Here is a 21005-nt window from a genome sequence, read left to right on the forward strand (position 1 = left end):
GGAACGGGACCTGGGGAAACGGCAAGGGCCGGATTGCGGAGGCAGTGTCGAAAGCCCCCATGAAGTGAACCTTTGGGCTGCATGAAGAAAGCATGAAGGCGCCGGCTCCACCGCGCGTGGCCGGGCCGGCGCGCTGGTCCAATGCGCGGCATGAAGATCCTTCTCATCGAGGACGACCTGGACCTGGGCAACGGCGTGCGCATCGCGCTGGCGGACCAGGGCATGGACGTCGTCTGGACCCGCCAGCTCGCCGCCGCCCAGCGCCAGCTGGACGAGCAGCCCTGCGACCTGGTGCTGCTGGACCTGGGCCTGCCCGACGGCGACGGCCTGCACCTGCTGGCCAGGCTGCGGCGCGAGCACGGCACGCTGCCCGTGCTGATCCTGAGCGCGCGCGACGCGCTGCAGGACCGGCTCACCGGACTGGACTCCGGGGCCGACGACTATCTGGTCAAGCCCTTCGAGCTGGCCGAGCTGCTGTCGCGGATCCGCGCGCTGGCGCGCCGCAGCTACGGCTTCGACGGCGAGTCGCTGTCGCTGCGCGGCGTGCTGCTGCACGTGCCGACGCGGCGCGTGAGCGTCGACGGCCGGCCCGTGGACCTCACCGTCAGCGAGTACGAATTGCTGCGCCAGCTGATGATGCGCGCGGGCCGCATCGTCACGCGGCGCACGCTCGAGGAGCAGGTGCTGCCCGGCGGCGCCGGCAACGCGAGCAACGCGCTGGACGTGCACATGGCCAATCTGCGCCGCAAGGTCGGCGACGGCCTGGTGCGCACCGTCCGCGGCGTCGGCTACGTGATCGACCAGGAGGCCCCATGAGCGCGCGCTTCCCGCCGGCCGGCGATCCCTGGCCGCGCGGCCGGCTGCGCCAGCTCGCGCGGCTGCCGCGGCTCGCGGTGATGTCGGTGCGATCGGCGCTGCGGCCCAGCCTCGTGCGCCGGCTGCTGGTGGCGCAGATGGCGCTGCTGACGCTGGCCTGGGTCTGCGGCCTGGCCTACCTGCTGAGCGCCGGCGGCCGCGCGATGCTGCTGCTCGAGTCCACGCAGATCTATCCCACCATCATGGCCATCGCCGATGACAGCGCCAGCACGCCCGAGCGCCGCCAGCGCCAGCTGGACCTGCTGCACTCCGCCATCGTCGAGGGCTACAACACGGCGCCGGACCGGCAGCCCTCCTTCACCGTGACGCGCGGCGCGCAGCGGCTCTACCGCTCGCCCAACGCGCCGGACGTCCAGCCGCCCGCCGAGACCGGCCGGCTGGTCCGGATGCAGGCGAACGGACGCGGACTCGGCGCCCGCAGCGAAGCCAGGCCGGACGGCCTGCGGGTGACGATCTTCGCGCCCGATGACGGCTGGAACGTGCTGCGCACCGTGTACTCGGACGGCTTCTACCTGTGGCCGCTGCTGACCTGCCTGCCCTTCCTGGTGATCCCGGCCTGGCTGTCGATCGTGATGGCGATGCGGCCCTGGACCGCGGTCGCGCGCGAGGTCGCGCGGCGCGGGCCGCAGGACCTCGCGCCGCTGGACTACCGCGACGGCCACCGCGAGCTGGCGATGATGGTCGACGCGATCAACGGCTGGATGCGGCGCGTCGAGGGCAGCGCGCAGCGCGAGCGGACCTTCGTCGCCGATGCGGCGCATGAGCTGCGCACGCCGCTGGCGGCGATGCTGGTGAACGTCGAGGCGCTGCGCGCGGCCACGCGCGACGAGCGCGAGCGCCAGCTGATGACCGGCGTGCTGAGCAGCGGCCATCGCGCGACGCGGCTGGTGAACCAGCTGCTGTCGCTGATGCGCAGCGACGCCGCGGCGACGGAGCCGGTGACGGACGTGGAACTCGAAGGCCTGCTGCAGGACCGGCTCGCCGCGTTGGGCGGGCTGGCCTCGGCGCGGCGAGTGGAACTGGAGCTCGCCACCGAGCCGGGCCTGGTCGTGCGCGGCCAGCGCGGCGCGCTGGAATCGCTGGCCGACAACCTGGTCGAGAACGCGATCAAGTACGGCCCGCCGGGCGGCCTGGTGCGCGTGGACCTGCGGCGCGACGGCGGCGAGGCCGTGCTCGCGGTCGAGGACCAGGGACCCGGCATTCCGGAGGTGCTGCGCGAGCGCGTGTTCGACCGCTTCTTCCGCGATCCGGCGCAGCGCGAGCCCGGCAGCGGGCTCGGGCTGGCGATCGTGCGGGCGGTGGTCACGCGGCACGCCGGCCGCATCGCGCTGGCCGGCGGCACGGGCCGCGGCCTGCGCGTGACGGTGCGGCTGCCGCTGCCGCGCTCAGGATGAGCGCCGGCGCGCGGTGAGCCACTTGTCCGACGTCAGCGGCTCGCTGCACAGGCGGATCTCGCCGATGCTGCCGAGGAAGCCGTTGGACGGCGCGCCGCCGTAGACCCCGCCGCCCACGATCATCCGGCCGGTGGCGCTGGTGAAGGCGATGCCGTTCGTGTTCGACGCGTTGCGCAGGATGGGCGCGCCCTCGACGTACATGATGGTGCTGTTCTGCGCCGGGTCGTTGACGATCGCCACGTGGATCCAGCGCTCGGTGACGATCTCGCCGGAGAAGTTGGCGGCCGGCGAGCGCGTGCCCGGCGTGCTCGGCGTCACTTCCCACTGCACCTCGCGCAGACTGGAGATCGCGAAGATCAGCGCGCTTTCATCGCCGTCGGCATCGGGGTCGATGCCGGCGACGTCGCCTCGGCGGCCTTCGCGCTCCATGATGTTCATCCACGCGTTGTTCGAGGCGGTCCAGCCCGCGGGAATCTTCAGGAAGGCTTCCACGGTGTAGCCGGCGCCGAAGCTCACGCCATTCAACGGCGCGTTGACATCGGTTGCGAAGGAGCTCATCCGCAGCGGCGAGTTCACCGAGTTGGCGAAGCGCACGCTGCCGGGCGCGGCCGACAGGTAGTGGTGGTCGCTGGACCAGGTGAGGTCGCCGTCCTGCGCGGCGCCGCCCTGCGCCAGCGCCTGGCGCGCGATCGGATTGCGCCCGGTCTCGTCGTTGATGACCTGCCCCACCGGCACCACGGCGCCGTCCGTGCCGCCGAAGAAGCGCCAGTGGGCGACGGTGGTGGCCACCAGCGGGTAGTCGGAGGTGCTCGTGGCCGGCGTCCTGGCGCTCGCGGCCGGTTCAGTGAAGTGGGACAGCAGCGCCGACTTGGCGCGGTCGTTGATCGGCGCGTTCGCGGCCGCCGGCGTCGTGAAGCCCGGATTGAAGCGGGCGAAGCGCTTCTTGAAATCGATGGCGATCTCGAACTGATGGTTCGGCGCGGTGAGCACGGCCACGTCGAACTCGTTGAGCGTGTCGGTGGGCTTCTGCGTCACCCACGGCGAGAACGACAGCACCTTGATCTTGTTGCTCGTGAGGTCGAACTCGTAGAGCCGCATCAGTCCGTTGCCGCCCATGTAGGCCATCTGGTAGTCGACCACCATCTCCTCGACGGCGTTGCCGAAGTCGTTGGTCTTGGTCAGGTGGGCGCCCCCGTGGTAATGACCGTTCAAGGTCATGAAGATCTGGTCGTTGTCGCGGATCAGCTTCTCCCACAGCATCAGGCCGTAGGGCACCTCCAGCGGGCTCACGCCGTCGGCCGCGATGTTGAGCAGCTGGTGGGTCGACAGGATGACCGGCAGCGTCGGATGCTTGGCGATCACGCCGCGCGCCCAGGCGATCGCGGCGTCGGAGGCGCGCCAGGACATCGACAGCACCATGAAGGCGTTCCCGTCGACGTTGAAGACGTGGTACTCGTGGAAGCCCGAGGGATCGCGGCCGCCGAAGGTGGCCTGCTGCTGCGCCCGCGTGGTCGGGAAGGCCTGCAGGTAGGGCTCCTTCGCGAGATTGCGCTGCGCATCGGTGTTGGCCGACTGGCTGCTGGCGTCGACGTAGTCGACATCGGAGATCACGTCGTGGTTGCCCGCCAGGATGGCGTACGGCATCTTGGCCGACTCGAGCACCTTCATCGCGGCGTCCGCGACCTGCCATTGCAGCGGCTTGCCCTGCTGGTCGACGACGTCGCCCAGGTGGATGGTGAAGGGGATGCGCAGCGCCGCGGCGTTGTCGGCGATCCACTTGGTCTGGGCGATGTAAGGCGTCGAGCCGTACTTGCGCTGGAACTGGAGGTTCTCGTCGGTCGTCGCGTAGCGCGAATAGAACTGCGTGTCGGGCAGCACGGCCAGCGCGAAGCTCGAGACCTGCGTCGCCGCCTGGCCTTGCGCGGGATCGCCGCTGGCGTCGCCGCCGCTGTCGCCGCCGCCGCCGCAGGCCGACAGGACGGCCGAGCCGCCCAGCGACACGCCCAGGCCGGCGCGCAGCAGCAGACGGCGCTGGCGATCGGGCAGGCCCTCCAGTTCACGCAGAGACGACAGGGAAAGCGGCGTGGCGCTCGAGGACTTGGAAGACATGGCCGTGGAGGGTCGGGAGTGCGAAAACCCGTGACCCTATCCAGGGGGTATGTCATCGGCATGGCGGTCCCGTGAACCGGGATGCGCGCACCGTTAAGGCGGGCTCAGGCCCGCGCGAACTACCGCCTCCCCGCGCCCGCCCCGGCGCCGCCTGTTGGCGACGGCGACGGCGATGGGCCCTGCTGCTGTTGCTGCCCCTTGATGAAGGCGTCCGCATCCTCGAGGCCGGCGCTGAGTTCAACCTTCTGCAACACCCGGCGCTTGTCGAAGGTCCATTCCTTGAGCGGCTCGTCCGGCGATCGCGCCGCCTGGGCGGCCTGTGCCAGCACGGCGTCGCCCCCCGCGCGCGTGAGCGCGCGGAAGCTGACCTGCGTGGCGGGCATGGACGGAAGCACGCCGCGCACGACCTCCAGGCCGCGCTGGCCGTAGCGCCACATCACGCGGCCGAGGTCCGCGCTCGTCACGCCGAAGGCGCGCTCGAACGCCGCGGTCGGCGACGCGCCGTCACCGACCCGCTGGAGATAGCGGCTCAGCCGCTTGCGGCTGTCGTCCGACGAGAACGCGTAGTGCATCAGCAGCCAGGACTTCGCCTCGAACTCCAGTCGCATGCCGTCCTCGCCGCCATGGCCGTGCGCCAGGGGCTGCCGGTGCTCCAGCACGTCCTCCCATTCGAGGTGGTACTTCCGCCCTGAACCGAGGAACCTCAGGTAGCCGGCGACGTCTCTGGGCGCCCGCCCCACGACCGCCTGCTGCGCCGAGAACCGCACGCTGGAGAAGTACTGCGCGAAGCCCTCGATGAACCACGCGGGCGCGCGGATGGCGGTGTGGCTGTGGAGGAAGTGCCGCGCATAGGCCTCGAAGACATAGGTCAGCGAGTCGTTCAGCGGCGCCTTCTCGAGCTGCTCGTCGCCCAGCGCGGCGATGCGCTCCAGATGAACGCCGAATCCCTGCGCGGCGTCGGCGCCGCCGCTGTACAGGCCGATGGCGTCGGCCGGCGTGCTGCCCGCGACCGACCGCAGGCCCGACAGGCTGGCGTGGTAGTACAGCGTCAGCTTCGAGTCCTGCGGCTCGCCGGACGCGCCGGAGGGCTGGGGCTGCTGGGGCTGGCGCGGCTGGGTATAGGCGCGCAGCAGCCGATCCAGCTTCTCCAGGTTGTCCAGCAGCGGCGCGACGTCCTCCTCCCGGGTGTCCGAGTACACGACGAAGTGTTGGCTCTCGGCGCGGAACCACGGGGAGACCTCCGTCTTCCGGCCCGCCACTTCGACGCGCTCCAGGTTGGTGGCGACTGCGTCCTGGGCGCGGGCAGCGCCGGCCGGGAACAGGGAGAGCGGGGAGAACAGGACAAGGGCCGCGGCAAGCGCGGCCCGGAATGAATGGGGCATGAGTATCCGAATCCTTGCAGGGGCCCGCCGTGTGCCTGGCGGGCCCCGATCCGCATCGGCGCTCGATCAGAGCTCGTAGCGGCCCGTCAGGTAGTAGCTGCGTCCCGGGAAATTCCAGCTCGAGCCCATGAAGCCGGGGGTCTGCTGGAAGGTGCGGCGCACCGTCACGTTGTTCAGGTTGGTCACGCTGAGCGACAGCCCGAACTTCTGCGTGAAGTTGTACGACACGCCGCCATCCCACTGCCCGAAGGCCTCCTGGTACTGCGGCAGTCCCCACCACGTGTCCTGAGCCCCCGGGCGCGCCGGATCCGCGCTCGTGCCGTTCTGGCCATTGAAGTCGACGCCGACGTTCTTCAGCACGCGGCTGGTCCAGTTGTAGGCCAGCCGGGCCGAGAAGCCGTAGCGGTCATAGCGCAGCGCGAAGTTGGCGGCGTTCTTCACCAGGCCAGGCACCGGCAGCGCGCCGAACGGCCTGCCGTTGGTGTCGCAGCCATACACCTTGAGCGCGTCGCTCGTGATCGTGCCCACGGGCGGGCAGAACTGCACCTGGGCGTCGCGGTAGAAGCGCTGGCTGCTGCCCAGGTAGGTGTAGTCCGCCGAGACGCCGAAGCCCTTGACCCAGTCGGGCAGCCGGTCCTTCAGGAAGTCGAAGTGGTCCAGATAGGTCTCGGCCTTGAGCTCGACGCCGTGCACCCACGCGCGGGCGGCGTTGCGCGGGCCCTTGATCAGGAAGGTCTGCGGGTTGCCGGCCAGGCTGTTGTAGTCGCGCGTGTAGGTCGAGTCGTAGATCACGTCCTTCACGTCCTTGTAGAAGGCCGTGACCGACACCATCTGGCCGCTGCGCGGGTACCACTCGAGCCCCAGGTCGAAGTTGTCGGAAGTCAGCGGCTTGAGCTTGGCATTGCCGGTGTTCTCGCCCGTGTAGGTGATGCGGTTGTTGGCCGTGTCGATGTTCTGCTTGAGCGAGACCGATTCCTGCAGCTTGTCGAAGCCCGGCCGGTACACGCTGCGGGCCATCGCGATGCGGCCCAGCAGCTTGTTGTCTCCCGTCAGGTTGAACTTCAGGTTCAGCGAGGGCAGCACGTCGACATGGTGGGCGTCGACGTTCAGGTCCTCGTTGATCGGACCGAAGCGCGGCACGTCGGGCGGCGTGCGGTTGTCGTAGGTCGCGTCGAAGGTCGTGTGCCCGTGCGACGAACGTCCGGTGTAGACCACGCGCACGCCCAGGTTGCCGTCCACCGGGATCTTCCAGTCATCGAAGCCGAAGCGCAGGCTGCCGTAGACGGCATGGGTGCGCTCGGAGATGTCGCTGATCATGTTGGGGTTCAGCCCGTAGTACAGCGTCGTGTCGTACTTGTAGTCGCTGGCGTTGCAGGTCGGGACGCTGATCTGGTTCTGCGGGTTCTTCGCGTTCTGCCCCTTCGCCCACGCCTGCGAGTCCAGGCACTGGTTGTAGCGGACATCACCGATCAGCTTGCTGTAGGTGTTGTAGTCCTTGAGGGCGCCATAGGTGGGAAACACCACGCTGGGCGGGCTGTTGCCGCCGAAGGGCGTGTAGTTGAACAGCTCCACCGGCGCGGCCGCCGCGTAGCGCGGATCGCTCAGGTAGGCGAAGTTGCCGCGCGTCTTCCAGCCCTGGTCATCGTTGGGGCCGGGCAACTGGCCCGGCGTGCTGGTCTGACGCACCACCCAGGGTTCGGCGATCGACTTCCAGCCCACGCTGGTCGGGTCACCGGCATAGACCGCCACCTCGCGCTTGGAGGTGCGGTAGGTGGTGCGGAAGCCGACTCTCAGGTCGCGCAGGATCGAGTCGTCGAACACATACTTGCCGTCGACCTTCCACGCATACAGGTCGGCATCGCCCTTGTAGCGGCCGGGCATGGCCGACAGCCAGAAGTAGTTGCCGGGATCGGCGAGGAAATTGCGCGACTTCTCGTCGAAGCCGATCTGCACCGGCTTGCTGCCCGAGGTGGTGATGTCCATGCTCGGCACGAAGGTGGCCGTCTGCACTTCCTCGCCGCGGGTATGGAAAGTGGACTTCACCCATTGCAGATCGTTCTGCAAGGCGAAGCGGTCGTTGACGGCCCACTGGAAATTCCAGGCCAGCTCGGCGGTGTTGGTGTGGTGCTGGGTGAACGCCCGGCTGGTGCCCATCATGATGCCGCCGTCGGCGAACTGGTTCGAGCCCTTGCCGCCGTGGTTGAAGTCCGTGATGTTGCCGTTGGCATCGCGGGTCAGCTGCAGCGGATAGCTGTAGTGGCCCGATACCACCACGCCCCGATCGTCGACCACCGGGTTGTCGACCCGCACGTTGTACGGCGACATGTTGAAGTTGCCATCGGCGAAGCTCGGATAGATGTTCGAGCCGGTGTTCTCCTCCCGCGACTTCGAGACGAACGCCGTCAGCGACGACTGCATGTTGTTCTTCTTCCACTGCAGCGCGCCGTAGAAGCCCTTGCGGTCGCTGTTGCCGACGTTCTGCCCCCAGTCCGCCGCGCCGGGCACCCACACCGTCCGGCCGGGCACCACGTCGCTGCGCGGGTAGTAGGGCTGGACCTCGAGCTTCTGCTGCTCATACGTCGAGTGGTTCATCGCCAGGTCGACCAGCGCGCCCCAGCGGCCCGACTCGGCCTCCCACCTCGTCGAATAGAGCCCCGAGAGCGTCGGCGAGGCCTTCTTCGTCCGCTGCTCGTAGTTGCTGCCGAAGGAGACGACGCGCTTGGTGCCCTCGTAGTCGAACGGCAGCGCCGTGCGCAGGTCCACCTGGCCGCTGACGCCGCCTTCGATCTTTTCCGCCGAGGGGTTCTTGTAGACGTCCACGCCGGCCATCAGCTCGGAGGGCACGGCGCTCCAGCTCAGGTCGCGACCCGGCCAGCCGGCCGAGAACACCTCACGGCCGTTGAGCGTGGACGAGCCCCACGAGAGCCCGCGCACGTTGATGCGGTCGTCGCTCCCCTCGGAGAAGTGCTTGGGGTCGTTGTTGGTCGAGCGCAGACGCTCGACGGTCACGCCGACGATGCGCTGCAGCACTTCGGTGATGGACTTGTCGGGCAGCTTGCCGGCTTCCTCCGCCACGACGGAGTCGACGATCTCCTCGGAGTTCTGCTTGATCTTCTGGGCCGACTGCAAGGCGGCGCGCTGCCCCTTGACGACGACGGTGCCCAGGGCGGACGGCGTCTCGGGCTCCTTGGGGGGCGTGGTTTGGGCCAGTGCGGCGCTGCCGGCAGTCAGCAGGAGCATCTGGACCATGCCGCGATGGACGGCGGTGGTGCGGAACTGTCTCATCGTTTTCTTTCTGGTTCGGTGGTGCGGCGCGGGGCGATCACTGGAAGGTGATCGGGCCGAAGACGGTGACGTCCGTGCTGAGCGTGTAGGCCGCGTCGGCCGGGGCCGGCAGCGAGCCGTCCGCGTTGGGCGTGGGCCGGCTCAGGTTGACGCTCGGACCGAACTGCAGCGCGCGGACGCCGTAGCTGCGGATCTGGGCCAGCCCGGCTTCCGCGGTCTGCGCGATGTCGGTGCCGCAGGTCTCCGTCACCGAGAAGTTCTTCAGCGGAATGAAGTACGCCGTGAGCGCGGCGGATGCCGGCTGCACGTTGACGGAGGCGGTGATGTAGCACTCGTCGCCGTTGGGCTTCTTCTGCAGGTTGTTGGTCTGGATGCGGACGGCCAGAGCGCCGCCGCCATCGAACAGCGTCTGATTCAGCCCGAGCGTGACGAACAGCGACTCTTCGGTCTTGAGGTCGAACGGCAGGCGATCACCGCTCTGCGTCTTGGGCGCGCCGATCTCGTAGTTGTAGTAGGCCCACCATCCGGACGTCGAGCCATCCCAGCCGCTGCCCGCCTTCTGCTTGATGTCGAACCCGAAGGTCGACGAGAAGCTGGTCACCGTGAGGTGGCAGAACGACGGATCCGCGCCGCCGCACCAGCCGGCGATGGGCACGCCGGCGCCGGTGTTGATGTCGCCGAACTCCAGCGTGCGGCTGGTCGCCGGGTTGAAGCCGCTGGCGAAGAAGTGCGGATCGACGACCACGCCGAGGTTCTCCGTGGCGCCGCCGGCGCTGGACAAGGTCACGGTGCAGGTGCCCTTGGCCAGGATCCGGAGTTCGCTGCCCGCCACGGTGCACACGGCGGGCGCGGTGCTCGCGTAGCTCAGGGCGCTGCCAGCGGCGTCGACCGCGGCGAGCGCGACGGTCTGCGTCCTGCCCTGGCTCTGCACGACGGGCGGCGGCAGCGGCGACACCGCGATGATCGCCGTGCCGGTCAAGGCCTCGTGGCTGGCATCGGCCGGGGCGGTCACGGCGAGCTGGCAAAGCCCGCTGCCGAGCACCGTCAGCGCGTTGCCGCTGACCGTGCAGATCGAGGGCGTGGACGACTGGTAGGCCGCCGCCAGCCCGGCATCGGTCTTGGCGGACAAGGTCACGGTGGCGGTTGCCGCGCGCAGCATCACGGCGACCGGCACGACCGGCGTCTGCGCATGCCCGAGCACCGTGAACAGCTGCCCCACGTCATCGGCCGCGGCCCACTGCTTGCCGCCGGCGCCGGGACCGCCGGCCTGGCTGGCGGTCACCCTGCATTCGCCCTTGGCCAGGAGCGTGAGCTGGTCCCCCGACACCGTGCAGATGTCGGGCGTTCCGGACGTGAACGCCACGGGAAGCCCGGAGTCCGCGGTGGCCTTCAAGGTCACCGGTCCGGCCAGCAGCGTGGCGCCGCCGGGGTAGCTGAAACTGATGGCCTGGAACAGCCCGGAGCCGCTCCCGCCCTCGCCGCCGCCTCCGCCGCAGGCCGCCAACAGGGCACTGGCAGCCAACAGCGAAAGCGTTCCCTTGTGTTTGCACACCGTCTTCGTCACGTCTTGTCTCCTGTTTTATACGTGGCCGCGCCACACCCGACATCTGTGTTCGGTACTCGCCCTCGGTTAACCCGCAGCAGCAAGATTTTGCGCTAAATCATATATTTGGCCTGACCAAAACAAGTTAGTACAAACGCCGGTCTGACCAAATCCAACGAAACGCGAACGGAAGTCCAACGCACCGCTCGGGGGGCGTTGGAAGTTGGCGCACGCGCGGCCACTTCTCCGGCCTCACGGCGGAATGGCGGATTGGGGGATTCACTCGCCGGCGGCTACCGCGCGCCGGACAAAGGGGCGCGGCGCGCGCCCTGTCATCGACCGCGTCGAAGCGGTCGGAATCTGCGCCGGCCTGCGCTGGCGGCCGGGATCAGTACTCGTCGCCGCCCGGGCTGACGTAACCCGGCGCCAGGTTCTCGAACTTGGTGTTCTGACGCGCGAAAGCCAGCTTCACCGTGCCCACCGGGCCGTTACGCTGCTTGGCGATGATGATCTCCGCGACACCCGGCTCCTTGCACTCGTCCTTGGTGTAGTACTCGTCGCGGTAGATGAACATGATGATGTCCGCGTCCTGCTCGATGGCGCCCGACTCGCGCAGGTCGGACATCATCGGCCGCTTGTCCGGCCGCGTTTCCACCGAGCGGTTCAGCTGCGACAGCGCGATCACCGGGCAGCGCAGCTCCTTGGCCAGCGCCTTCAGGCCCCGCGAGATCTCGCCCACGACGGTGGCGCGGTTCTCCTCGCTGCCGCCGCCATTGCCGCTCATCAGCTGCAGGTAGTCGATGATGATCAGGCCGATCTGGCCCGAGATGCGCGCCTGGCGTCTGGCGCGGGCGCGCACTTCGCTGGGCGACAGGCCGGGACTCTCGTCGATGTAGATCGGCGCGTTGCCGAGCTTGTCCACCGCCTCGGCCAGCCGGCCCCATTCGTCGTCCTTGAGGCGGCCGGTGCGCAGGTTGCTCTGGTCGATGCGGCCGATGGAGCCCACCATCCGCAAGGCCAGCTGCGCCGCGCCCATTTCCATCGAGTAGATGATGACCGGCAGGCCTTCGTTGATGGCCACCGCCTCGCCGATGTTGATCGCGAACGCCGTCTTGCCCATCGACGGCCGCGCCGCCAGGATGATCAGGTCGCCGCGCTGCAGGCCCGCCGTCATGCGGTCCAGGTCGTAGAAGCCGGTGCGCACGCCGGTCACGTCCTCGGCGCCCTGCTCGGCCAGCTCGTTGACGCGGTCCATCAGCTCGACCATCAGCCGGTCCATGCTCTGGAAACCGGTGCCGCCGCGCGAGCCTTCCTCGTTGATGCGGAAGATCTTGCCTTCGGCCTCGTCCAGGATCTCGTTGACCGCGCGGCCGGCCGGGTTCAGCGCCGCCGTCGCGATCTCGTCCGAGGTCGCCACCAGCTTGCGCAGGATCGCCCGCTCGTGAACGATCTCGGCGTAGCGGCGCAGGTTGGCGGCGCTCGGCACGCCCTGCGCCAATGCGTTCAGGTAGGCCAGTCCGCCGCAGTCCTCGGCCTTGCCGACCGAGGTCAGTTCCTCGAACACCGTCACCACGTCCGCTGGCTTGCCGGCGTTCACCAGCTTGCCGATCGCCGCGTAGATCTGCTTGTGCTCGTAGCGGTAGAAGTCGGTGTCGCTGAGCGTGTCCGCCGCCTTGTCCCAGGCGGTGTTGTCGATCAGCAGGCCGCCGAGCACGCTCTGCTCGGCTTCCACCGAGTTCGGCGGCACGCGCAGCTTGGCGACCTCGCTATCGCCGGCTGCAGACCCTGGTGAGGTGAAGATCGCGGACATTGTGGACAAGCCTGTGGATGAGCGCTGGACAGCCTGTGGGGCGGGCGGGATAACTCCCACCCCGGAAAAGCAGAAAGCCGACCGCTTCGCAGCTGTCGGCTTTCTTGGGTCTTCCACCATCGTTGCAGCCCTTGAAGGGACTGCAAAGCTGGGGAATGTCCGGTGGACGCGCACAGCGCCCAACCGGTGTGTCGAGTGATTACTCGGCTTCGGCGACGACCTTGACGGTCACCTCGACCACGACGTCCGTGTGCGGGGCGACGTTGATCGGGAATTCGCCGACGGTCTTCAGCGGACCGTTGGGCAGACGCACTTGCGACTTGACGATGGCCGTGCCGGACTTCGTCAGCGCTTCGGCGATGTCGGCGTTGGTCACGGAACCGAACAGGCGGCCGTCGACGCCGGCCTTCTGCGAGATCACGACGGTCGTGCCGCCGATCTTCTCGCCCAGGGCTTGAGCGGTGGCCAGCTTCTCAGCGGCAACCTTCTCCAGCTCGGCGCGCTTGGCTTCGAATTCCTTGATCGCGGCTTCCGTGGCGCGGCGCGCCTGGCGGGTCGGGATCAGGAAGTTGCGTGCGTAACCGTCCTTGACCTTGACGACATCGCCCAGGTTGCCCAGGTTGGCCACTTTTTCCAGCAGGATGACTTGCATGGGGTGGACTCCTTAGACCTTGTGCTGGTCGCTGTACGGCAGCAGGGCCAGGTAGCGGGCACGCTTGATGCACACCGACAGCTGACGCTGGAAGAAGGCGCGCGTGCCGGTCAGGCGGGCGGGCACGATCTTGCCGTTTTCGCTGATGAAATCGCGCAGGACGTCGACGTCCTTGTAATCGATCTGCTCGACACCGGCGACGGTGAAGCGGCAGAAGCGCTTGCGCCGGAACAGCAGCGATTGTTGGTTGCGCTTGGGCTTGCGGTCCTTCGAGAACCGACCTTTACCACGTGGCGGGGGCATAGTGACCTCTTGATCTATCCAGATGTAAACGATATGCGCGAGCTGTCCGTCCCGTTCAGTCCGCCAGCCCGGTGATGTGAAACACCGTGCCGCGGCCTTGTCGCTGCGCCGAGAGGAATCCGGTGAACACCGTCTTCTCCGTCAGGCTCAGCGCCTGGACCCGTTTCACGATGTCACCGATGGCCACCGCCTTGATCTCCAGCGCGACCTTGCGCTGGGAGCCGGCTTCGTCGACCAGGGACTCGTGCCGGAGCATCAGGTCCAGGGCCGGGAGCCCGGCGGGGGTGTATCGGATCGCCGCGGTTTCGAGGATCTGCGCCTGCAGGACCAGTCGGTTCATGCGTGCGCGGATCGGCGGGTCAGCAGTTGGGAACGTCAGTGATCGCGCCTGTCAGCTCAGGCGGACGCTTCTTGCGGAGCCTTGCGGGCTTCTTCGCGCTCGACGGCCTTCATCATCACCGACGGGTTCGTCTCGGCCTTGTCCTTGACGACGGTCAGGTGACGCAGCACGGCGTCGTTGAAGCGGAAGCCGGTTTCGATTTCAGCCAGGACTTCCTTGCTGCACTCGATGTTCAGGCACAGGTAATGCGCCTTGGCCAGCTTCTGGATCATGTAGGCCAGCTGACGGCGGCCCCAGTCTTCCACGCGATGCACCTTGCCACCACCGTTGGTGACCAGGCCCTTGTAGCGCTCCAGCATCGCCGGAACTTGTTCGCTTTGATCCGGATGGATCAGCAGAACGATCTCGTAATGACGCATAGATACTCCTTGTGGATTTCAGCGGCCGCCGGCGGGATTCCGCCCTTGGCCTGAAAGCCGGACCCCAGCGTCAATTCCTGGGCCCGGCAAGGGAATCGCGGATTCTAGTCGAACCCGCGGCCTCCCGTCCACCCGGATGTCGAGATCAGGGCCGGACCCGCGTGGCGGTATCACCGCCGGCGTCGGCCGTCGACCGGCTGCCGCCCGTCGCGCCCAGGCCCGTGGCCACCTTCGGCAGCTGTTTCGCGACCTCGTCGCGGATGGACTCCTGCAGGGTCTCGATCTTCTGCTTCGTCGTCAGCAGGTCCCAGGCGTCGCCGGCGCCGTCCACGCTGTTGGTGGTCATCGACTCCGCGAAGCGGATGGGCACGCTGGCGCTCACCGTGCCCTGGGCCACGTCGATCACGCACAGCTCGGCATAGACGTAAGGCGCCAGGAAGCCGCGGCGCGCCGCGATCGCTTCGGATTCGGCGCGCACGAAGGTGTTGCGATCCAGGTAGAAGCCCAGCCCGCGGAGCTGGCCCTGCCCCATCGTGTTCTGCGCCATCTGCACGCGCGCCGGCCCGCGCAGCGGACGCAGCAGCACCAGGTGCGAGGCGTTCAGCTCCTTGAGCGCCTGGTTCAGCATGTCGCTGCCGACCCAGCGGCTGCCGTCGATCAGCTTGTCCGCGTCGCCAAGCGCCGAGGCCGACTTCAGCTTGAGCGGGATCAGCAACGCATTGCCGCCGGCCAGGCCCTTCTGCAGTTGCCCGAGCGCGTAGACGTCGAAGATGCCTTCGGGCACCGGGAAGACGTCCTCCACGCGGCGGTCCTTGAAATGGCTGCCGGTGGTGGGCTCGCTCTGGACCACGGTGATCGAGTCGCCCAGCGCCGAGACGATCGCGACGCGGCGTTGTTCCTGCGCCTGCGCGGCCATGGGAACCGCCAGCGCGGCGGCACTCGCCAGGCCGGCGGCCAGCAGCGCGCGGCGCGCCAGGCGGGTCGGGAACAGCGTGTTCAGCGTCTTCATAGGAATCCTCCCTTGCATGTGGAATGTGCGCTCCCCTTCTTGTCGGAGCGCTTTCGTGGCCGGCATTCGATCAAGGCCTGGCGGGAGCGGCCGGCGCTTCGCTCCCGTCGGCCCTTTCATCCGGAGCCCGTGATCCTGGCCTGCAGCGCCCGCGCGGCAGGCGGCGGAAGCGGCGTGAGCAGGCTGACGGCGACGAGCGCCGCGATGCCCGCCGGCAGGCCGAAGATCGCGGCCGCCATCGGCTGGATCCCCCACCACAGCTGAGGCTCGCCGCCCAGGCCCAGCGCCTGGCGCAGCCCCGCGTGCGCGCCCACCATGTAATAGAGCGTCACGCCCAGCCCCGCCAGCATGCCGGCCGCGGCGCCCTGCTTGTTGGCGCGCTTCCAGAAGATCCCGGCGATCAGCGCCGGCACCAGCGTCGAGCCCGACAGCGAGAACGCCGCGGACACCAGCAGCAGGATGTCCGCCGGCCGCTGCGCGGCGACCGCGGCGGCGGTGAGTGCGGTCGCCAGCAGCAGCGCCTTGGAGATCGTGACCCGCTGCGTCATCGAGGCGCGCGGGTTCATGACGCGGTAGTACACGTCGTGCGAGAGCGCGCTGGAGATCGTCAGCAGCAGGCCGTCCGCCGTGGACAGCGCCGCCGCCAGCGCGCCCGCCGCGACCATCGCGGCCAGCACGTACGGCAGGCCCGCCAGCTCCGGCGTCATCAGCACGACGATGTCGCCGCCCAGCCGCAGTTCGCCAAGCTGCAGGATGCCGTCCTGGTTGATGTCCTGGATGCTGAGCAATCCGGGATCGACGCGCATCCATTGCCTCATCCAGCCCGGCAGTTCGGCGATCGGCATGCCGACGAGATGGTGCAGCACCTCATGCTTGAGCATCACCGCCAGCGCCGGCGCGAAGAGATAGAGCAGCGCGATGAAGAACAGCGTCCAGGCCACCGAGCTGCGCGCTTCGGCGACCGAGGGCACGGTGTAGTAACGCGTCAGGATGTGCGGCAGGCCCGCGGTGCCGACCATCAGCACCAGCACCAGCGCGAGGAAATTGCGCCGCGAGAGCGTGTAGGCCTCCTGCTCCGCGGGCGTGCCGTCGGGATCGCCCGCGAAGGGCCGCGCGTGCAGCGGCATGCCGGCGAGCGGCTCGGCGCGCTGCCGGTTGGCGGTGACGGCGCGCCGCCAGAGCTCCCGGGCCTCCGCCTCGGTGCGCGGCAAGGCGGCGCGCACCTTCTCCGCGGCCTGGATCTGCGCCAGCGGCGCATCCTCGGCCCGCAGCTGCGCGATCACCTGCGAGACGCGCTGGCGCTCGGCATCGAGCGATTGCGGCAGGCCCGCCAGCAGGTGCTCGAAGTCCTCGGCACGCTGCTCGAAGAGCGCGCGGACCTGCAGCTCCTTGGGATCGCGCAGCAACTGCTGCTCGCGGGCGGCGATCTCGCGGACCTCGCTGCCGGCCGTGAACTGCGGCAGCGGGAAGCCGGTCTGCTGGACCGACAGCCACATCACCGGCACGACGTAGGCCAGGATCATGATGATGTACTGCGCCACCTGGGTCCAGGTCACGGCCCGCATGCCGCCAAGGAAGGAGCACACCAGCACGCCGCCCAGGCCGACGAACAGGCCGATCTCGAAGGTCAGGCCGGTGAGGCGCGTGGTGATCAGGCCGATCGCGTAGATCTGCGCCACCAGATAGATGAACGACACCAGCACCGCCGCCGCCGCGCCCATCACGCGCAGGCCGCGGCTCTCGAACCGGGCGCCGAGGAAGTCCGGCACGGTGAAGCCGCCGAATCGCCGCAGATAGGGCGCCAGCAGCAGCGCCACCAGACAGAAGCCGCCCGTCCAGCCCAGCACGAAGGCCAGCCCGCCATAGCCCGCCAGATAAAGGCTGCCGGCCATGCCGAGGAAACTCGCGGCGCTCATCCAATCGGCGCCGGCGGCCATGCCGTTGTAGAACGCCGGGACGCGGCGGCCGGCCACGTAGTACTCGACCGGGTCGGTGGTCCGGCTGAACACGCCGATGCCGGCATAGACCAGCACCGTCAGCAGCAGGAACGAGAAACCCAGCCACTGCTTGGACATCCCCAGCCGCTCGAGCACGCCCAGCACGCCCACCAGCAGCACGAAGCCCAGCGTGTATGCGGCATAGGTGCGGTTCAGGCGGCGGCGGAAGGCAGCGTCGGATGACGGACGGGACATGGGCCCGCATCATCGTCGTCTTGCCCGGGCGGCACATCCACAACTTCCCCTGTATGGGGCGGCAATGAAAAACGGCCCCGCAGGGGCCGTTTGAACGCGAAGGGCGTATGCGAAGGGCGTGGGCGAGGAGCTTGTCAGCGCTTCGCCAGACGCTGCCAGGTCTCGATCACCGTGTCCGGATTCAGCGACAGCGAGACGATGCCCTCGGCCGCCAGCCACTCGGCGAAGTCCGGATGGTCGCTGGGGCCCTGGCCGCAGATGCCGATGTACTTGCCGGTGGCGCGGCACGCGGTGATGGCGCGCGAGATCATCGCCTTGACCGCGGGATCGCGTTCGTCGAAGTCGCCGGACAGCAGCTCCAGCCCGGAATCGCGGTCCAGACCCAGCGTCAGCTGCGTCAGGTCGTTCGAGCCGATCGACATGCCGTCGAAGTGCTCCAGGAACTGCTCGGCCAGGATGGCGTTGCTCGGGACCTCGCACATCATGATGACGCGCAGCCCGTCCGTGCCGCCCGCCGCGGCGCGCTTCAGGCCACGCTCGGCCAGCATCGCGACGACCTTCTCGGCCTGCTTCACCGTGCGGACGAAGGGCACCATGATCTCGATGTTGGTCAGGCCCATGTCGTGGCGCACGCGCTTGAGCGCCTCGCACTCCATCGCGAACGCATCCTGGAACTCGCCCGAGATGTAGCGCGACGCGCCGCGGAAGCCCAGCATCGGGTTCTCTTCGTCGGGCTCATAGCGCGAGCCGCCGATCAGCTTGCGGTACTCGTTGCTCTTGAAGTCGGACAGACGCACGATCACCGGCTGCGGCCAGAACGCGGCCGCGATGGTGGCGATGCCCTCGGCCAGCTTGTCGACATAGAAAGCGCGCGGCGAGGCATGGCCGCGGGCCACCGACTCGACCGCCTTCTTCAGGTCGCTGTCGACATTCGGATAGTCCAGGATCGCCTTCGGATGGACGCCGATGTTGTTGTTGATGATGAACTCGAGGCGCGCCAGGCCGACACCGCTGTTGGGCATCTGCGCGAAGTTGAACGCGAGCTGCGGATTGCCGACGTTCATCATGATCTTCACCGGGCAGTAAGGCATCTCGCCGCGGTGGACTTCGCTGATCTCGGTCTCGAGCAGACCGTCGTAGATGTAGCCGGTGTCGCCTTCCGAGCAGGCCACCGTCACCAGTTGCCCGTCCTTGAGCCGGTCGGTCGCGTCGCCGCAGCCCACCACCGCCGGGATGCCCAGTTCGCGCGCGATGATCGCCGCGTGGCAGGTGCGGCCGCCGCGGTTGGTCACGATGGCGCTGGCGCGCTTCATGACCGGCTCCCAGTTCGGGTCGGTCATGTCGGTGACCAGCACGTCGCCGGGCTGCACGCGCTCCATCTCGGCGACGCTGTCGACCAGGCGGACCGGACCGGTGCCGATCTTCTGGCCGATCGCGCGGCCCTCGGCCAGCACGGTGCCGGTGCCCTTGAGCTTGAAGCGCTGCTCGACCTGGCCCTCGGCCTGGCTCTTCACCGTCTCCGGACGCGCCTGCAGGATGTAGAGCTGGCCGTCATTGCCGTCCTTGCCCCACTCGATGTCCATCGGGCGGCCGTAGTGCTGCTCGATGATCACGGCGTACCTGGCCAGTTGCACGACGTCCTCGTCGGTCAGCGAGTAGCGGTTGCGCTGCTCGACCTCGACGTCGACGGTCTTGACCAGCTTGCCGCTGGCGGCCTTCTCCTGCGGCGTCGAGAAGGTCATCTGGATCAGCTTGGAGCCGAGGTTGCGGCGGATCAGCGCGAACTTGCCGCGCTGCAGCGCCGGCTTGTGGACGTAGAACTCGTCGGGGTTGACCGCGCCCTGCACCACCGTCTCGCCCAGGCCGTAGCTGGAGGTGATGAAGACGACGTCCTTGAAGCCGGACTCGGTGTCGATGGTGAACATCACGCCGGCCGCGCCGAGGTCGGAACGCACCATGCGCTGCACGCCCGCCGACAGCGCGACGTCGCTGTGCGCGAAGCCCTTGTGGACGCGGTAGCTGATGGCGCGGTCGTTGTACAGGGAGGCGAAGACCTCCTTCATCTTGTGCAGCACGTCCTCGATGCCGACGACGTTCAGGAAGGTCTCCTGCTGGCCGGCGAAGGAGGCATCGGGCAGGTCCTCGGCGGTCGCGGACGAGCGCACCGCGAAGGACGCGTCCGGGTTGCCCTCGGTCAGCCGGGCGAACTCGGCGCGGATCGCGGCCTCCAGGTCGGCCGGGAACGGCTGGGCCTCGAGCCAGCCGCGGATCTCGGCGCCGGCCGCGGCCAGCGCGCGGACGTCGTCGGTGTTCAGGTCGGCCAGGCGCTGCTGGATGCGGGCATCCAGGCCTTCATGCTTGAGGAAATTGCGGAAGGCGTGCGCGGTGGTCGCGAAGCCGCCGGGCACCCGCACGCCGGTCTCGGCCAGCTGCGAGATCATTTCGCCGAGCGAGGCGTTCTTGCCGCCCACCGACTCGACGTCGGACATCCTCAGTTTCTCGAAGGGTACGACCAGGGCGGTCGCCTCGAAGCGTGCATCAGACATGGGAAAACTCCGTGATGTTGAGAAACCGGGGCTCCCCGCGCGCTCCCGAGCAGGCCGGCGCGGCCGGCGGCTTCGAGGGAGGCAGGCATGACGCGGCGCGCGACAGGTCTTGTCGATTCTTGTGGGCGGCGCGGCGTGGCGGTCATGCGGCAGGCAGGGGCAAGTTGCGGGCGATTCTAGTGGGTCGCCGATCTATGATGTAAACCCTCGTTCGGGGCGCGGCCGGGCGCCCGGCCCGTCCAAACCTCCTGCTTCGGCACGCGGCATGCCCGGTGTGGCGAAGGCTCCCGGACCGCTTCCGGATCGTTTCCCCAGGCTCGACATGACCCAGCACACCGTCTACTTCGTCTCGGATGGCACCGGCATCACCGCCGAAACCTTCGGTAACTCGATCCTGGCCCAGTTCTCGGTGAAGGCGCGCCACGTGCGCCGCCCCTTCATCGACAGCGGCGAGAAGGCCCGGCAGCTGGTGCGCGAGATCAACGAGACCGGCGAGCGCGAAGGCGTGCGCCCGATCGTCTTCGCGACGCTGGTGAACCGCGAGGTGCTGAACGTGGTGCGGCAGGAATGCCAGGGCCTGGTGATGGACATGTTCGGCACCTTCATCGCGCCGCTGGAGGACGAGTTCCGCGTCAAGTCCAGCCACCGCGTGGGCCGTTTCTCGGACGTGGCCAAGAGCCAGGAGTACCACGACCGGATCGAGGCGATCAATTTCTCGCTGGCGCATGACGACGGCCAGTCGGCGCGCAACCTCGACTCGGCGGACGTGATCCTGGTGGGCGTGAGCCGCTGCGGCAAGACGCCGACCTCGCTCTACCTGGCGATGCAGCACGGCATCAAGGCGGCCAACTATCCGCTGATCCCCGAGGACTTCGAGCGCGGCCAGCTGCCGTCGCTGCTGACCCCGCACAAGAAGAAGTGCTTCGGCCTGACCATCGACCCCGAGCGGCTGGCGCAGGTCCGCAACGAGCGCCGTCCCGGCAGCAAGTACGCGGACCTGATGAACTGCCACTACGAGGTCCGCGAAGCCGAGACGATGATGAAGAAGGCCGGCATCAGCTGGCTGTCGTCCACGCACAAGTCGATCGAGGAGATCGCCACGACGATCCTTCGCGACATCCGCCCGGACCGCCTGATCTACTGAT

15 protein-coding genes are annotated in these 21005 nt (G+C 68.4%); 3 read left to right on the forward strand and 12 right to left on the reverse strand.

The window, feature by feature from the left end; all coding sequences use genetic code 11:
* The first annotated feature begins 150 nt into the window (after positions 1–150).
* Positions 151–816: a response regulator gene (locus ACEN96_RS20630; RefSeq protein ID WP_495584937.1), complete on the forward strand. Its 666-nt coding sequence runs from the start codon at positions 151–153 to the stop codon at positions 814–816.
* Positions 813–2270 carry a sensor histidine kinase gene (locus tag ACEN96_RS20635; RefSeq protein ID WP_495584938.1) on the forward strand — a complete coding sequence of 486 codons (1458 nt, stop codon included), beginning with the start codon at positions 813–815 and terminating at the stop codon, positions 2268–2270. The genes ACEN96_RS20630 and ACEN96_RS20635 overlap by 4 nt, the downstream gene beginning before the upstream one ends.
* On the opposite strand, the gene ACEN96_RS20640 is transcribed toward ACEN96_RS20635, so the two are convergent.
* From ACEN96_RS20640 to ppsA, 12 genes are all read right to left on the reverse strand, one after another.
* Complete coding sequence (locus ACEN96_RS20640) at positions 2262–4379, reverse strand: LamG-like jellyroll fold domain-containing protein (protein ID WP_495584939.1); 2118 nt, start codon at positions 4377–4379, stop codon at positions 2262–2264. The two genes, ACEN96_RS20635 and ACEN96_RS20640, sit on opposite strands and share 9 nt — an antisense overlap.
* Positions 4380–4498: 119 nt before the next feature.
* Positions 4499–5761 (reverse strand): hypothetical protein, encoded by a 1263-nt coding sequence (locus ACEN96_RS20645; RefSeq protein WP_495584940.1) that lies wholly within the window; start codon positions 5759–5761, stop codon positions 4499–4501.
* 66 nt (positions 5762–5827) lie between these two features.
* A complete protein-coding gene (locus ACEN96_RS20650; RefSeq protein WP_495584941.1) occupies positions 5828–9046 on the reverse strand; it encodes a TonB-dependent receptor in 3219 nt (1072 codons plus the stop codon).
* 37 nt (positions 9047–9083) lie between these two features.
* Positions 9084–10568 (reverse strand): hypothetical protein, encoded by a 1485-nt coding sequence (locus tag ACEN96_RS20655; protein WP_495584942.1) that lies wholly within the window; start codon positions 10566–10568, stop codon positions 9084–9086.
* 409 nt (positions 10569–10977) lie between these two features.
* The gene (gene dnaB, locus ACEN96_RS20660; RefSeq protein WP_495584943.1) at positions 10978–12399 is read right to left on the reverse strand and encodes a replicative DNA helicase; all 1422 of its coding nucleotides are present in this window, start codon (positions 12397–12399) and stop codon (positions 10978–10980) included.
* Positions 12400–12598: 199 nt separating this feature from the next.
* Entirely contained in the window at positions 12599–13051 is a 453-nt protein-coding gene (gene rplI / locus ACEN96_RS20665; RefSeq protein WP_495584944.1) for a 50S ribosomal protein L9, read from the reverse strand.
* A gap of 12 nt (positions 13052–13063) precedes the next feature.
* Positions 13064–13354, reverse strand: coding sequence for a 30S ribosomal protein S18 (rpsR, locus tag ACEN96_RS20670; protein ID WP_067062534.1), 291 nt, complete (start codon positions 13352–13354; stop codon positions 13064–13066).
* Positions 13355–13409: 55 nt separating this feature from the next.
* Positions 13410–13694, reverse strand: a complete 285-nt coding sequence (priB, locus tag ACEN96_RS20675; protein ID WP_495584945.1) for a primosomal replication protein N — start codon at positions 13692–13694, stop codon at positions 13410–13412.
* A gap of 56 nt (positions 13695–13750) precedes the next feature.
* A complete protein-coding gene (gene rpsF, locus ACEN96_RS20680) occupies positions 13751–14113 on the reverse strand; it encodes a 30S ribosomal protein S6 (RefSeq protein WP_091723036.1) in 363 nt (120 codons plus the stop codon).
* A 145-nt stretch (positions 14114–14258) separates the two neighbouring features.
* Entirely contained in the window at positions 14259–15122 is an 864-nt protein-coding gene (locus tag ACEN96_RS20685; RefSeq protein ID WP_495584946.1) for a hypothetical protein, read from the reverse strand.
* A 116-nt stretch (positions 15123–15238) separates the two neighbouring features.
* Positions 15239–17314 carry a sodium:solute symporter family protein gene (locus ACEN96_RS20690; RefSeq protein WP_495584947.1) on the reverse strand — a complete coding sequence of 692 codons (2076 nt, stop codon included), beginning with the start codon at positions 17312–17314 and terminating at the stop codon, positions 15239–15241.
* 134 nt (positions 17315–17448) lie between these two features.
* Complete coding sequence (gene ppsA, locus ACEN96_RS20695) at positions 17449–19860, reverse strand: phosphoenolpyruvate synthase (RefSeq protein ID WP_495584948.1); 2412 nt, start codon at positions 19858–19860, stop codon at positions 17449–17451.
* Between the two features lie 322 nt (positions 19861–20182).
* On the opposite strand from ppsA, the gene ppsR reads away from it, so the two are divergent.
* Positions 20183–21004, forward strand: coding sequence for a posphoenolpyruvate synthetase regulatory kinase/phosphorylase PpsR (ppsR, locus tag ACEN96_RS20700; RefSeq protein ID WP_495584949.1), 822 nt, complete (start codon positions 20183–20185; stop codon positions 21002–21004).
* The last annotated feature ends 1 nt before the right edge of the window (position 21005 follow it).

Source organism: Roseateles sp. Mitsp63 (assembly GCF_059491535.1).

Coding starts and splice junctions, on each gene's coding strand:
- ACEN96_RS20630 (WP_495584937.1), top strand. CDS start 151: ATGAAGATCCTTCTCATCGAGGACGACCTGGACCTGGGCAACGGCGTG.
- ACEN96_RS20635 (WP_495584938.1), top strand. CDS start 813: ATGAGCGCGCGCTTCCCGCCGGCCGGCGATCCCTGGCCGCGCGGCCGG.
- ACEN96_RS20640 (WP_495584939.1), bottom strand. CDS start 4,379: ATGTCTTCCAAGTCCTCGAGCGCCACGCCGCTTTCCCTGTCGTCTCTG.
- ACEN96_RS20645 (WP_495584940.1), bottom strand. CDS start 5,761: ATGCCCCATTCATTCCGGGCCGCGCTTGCCGCGGCCCTTGTCCTGTTC.
- ACEN96_RS20650 (WP_495584941.1), bottom strand. CDS start 9,046: ATGAGACAGTTCCGCACCACCGCCGTCCATCGCGGCATGGTCCAGATG.
- dnaB (WP_495584943.1), bottom strand. CDS start 12,399: ATGTCCGCGATCTTCACCTCACCAGGGTCTGCAGCCGGCGATAGCGAG.
- rplI (WP_495584944.1), bottom strand. CDS start 13,051: ATGCAAGTCATCCTGCTGGAAAAAGTGGCCAACCTGGGCAACCTGGGC.
- rpsR (WP_067062534.1), bottom strand. CDS start 13,354: ATGCCCCCGCCACGTGGTAAAGGTCGGTTCTCGAAGGACCGCAAGCCC.
- priB (WP_495584945.1), bottom strand. CDS start 13,694: ATGAACCGACTGGTCCTGCAGGCGCAGATCCTCGAAACCGCGGCGATC.
- rpsF (WP_091723036.1), bottom strand. CDS start 14,113: ATGCGTCATTACGAGATCGTTCTGCTGATCCATCCGGATCAAAGCGAA.
- ACEN96_RS20685 (WP_495584946.1), bottom strand. CDS start 15,122: ATGAAGACGCTGAACACGCTGTTCCCGACCCGCCTGGCGCGCCGCGCG.
- ACEN96_RS20690 (WP_495584947.1), bottom strand. CDS start 17,314: ATGTCCCGTCCGTCATCCGACGCTGCCTTCCGCCGCCGCCTGAACCGC.
- ppsA (WP_495584948.1), bottom strand. CDS start 19,860: ATGTCTGATGCACGCTTCGAGGCGACCGCCCTGGTCGTACCCTTCGAG.
- ppsR (WP_495584949.1), top strand. CDS start 20,183: ATGACCCAGCACACCGTCTACTTCGTCTCGGATGGCACCGGCATCACC.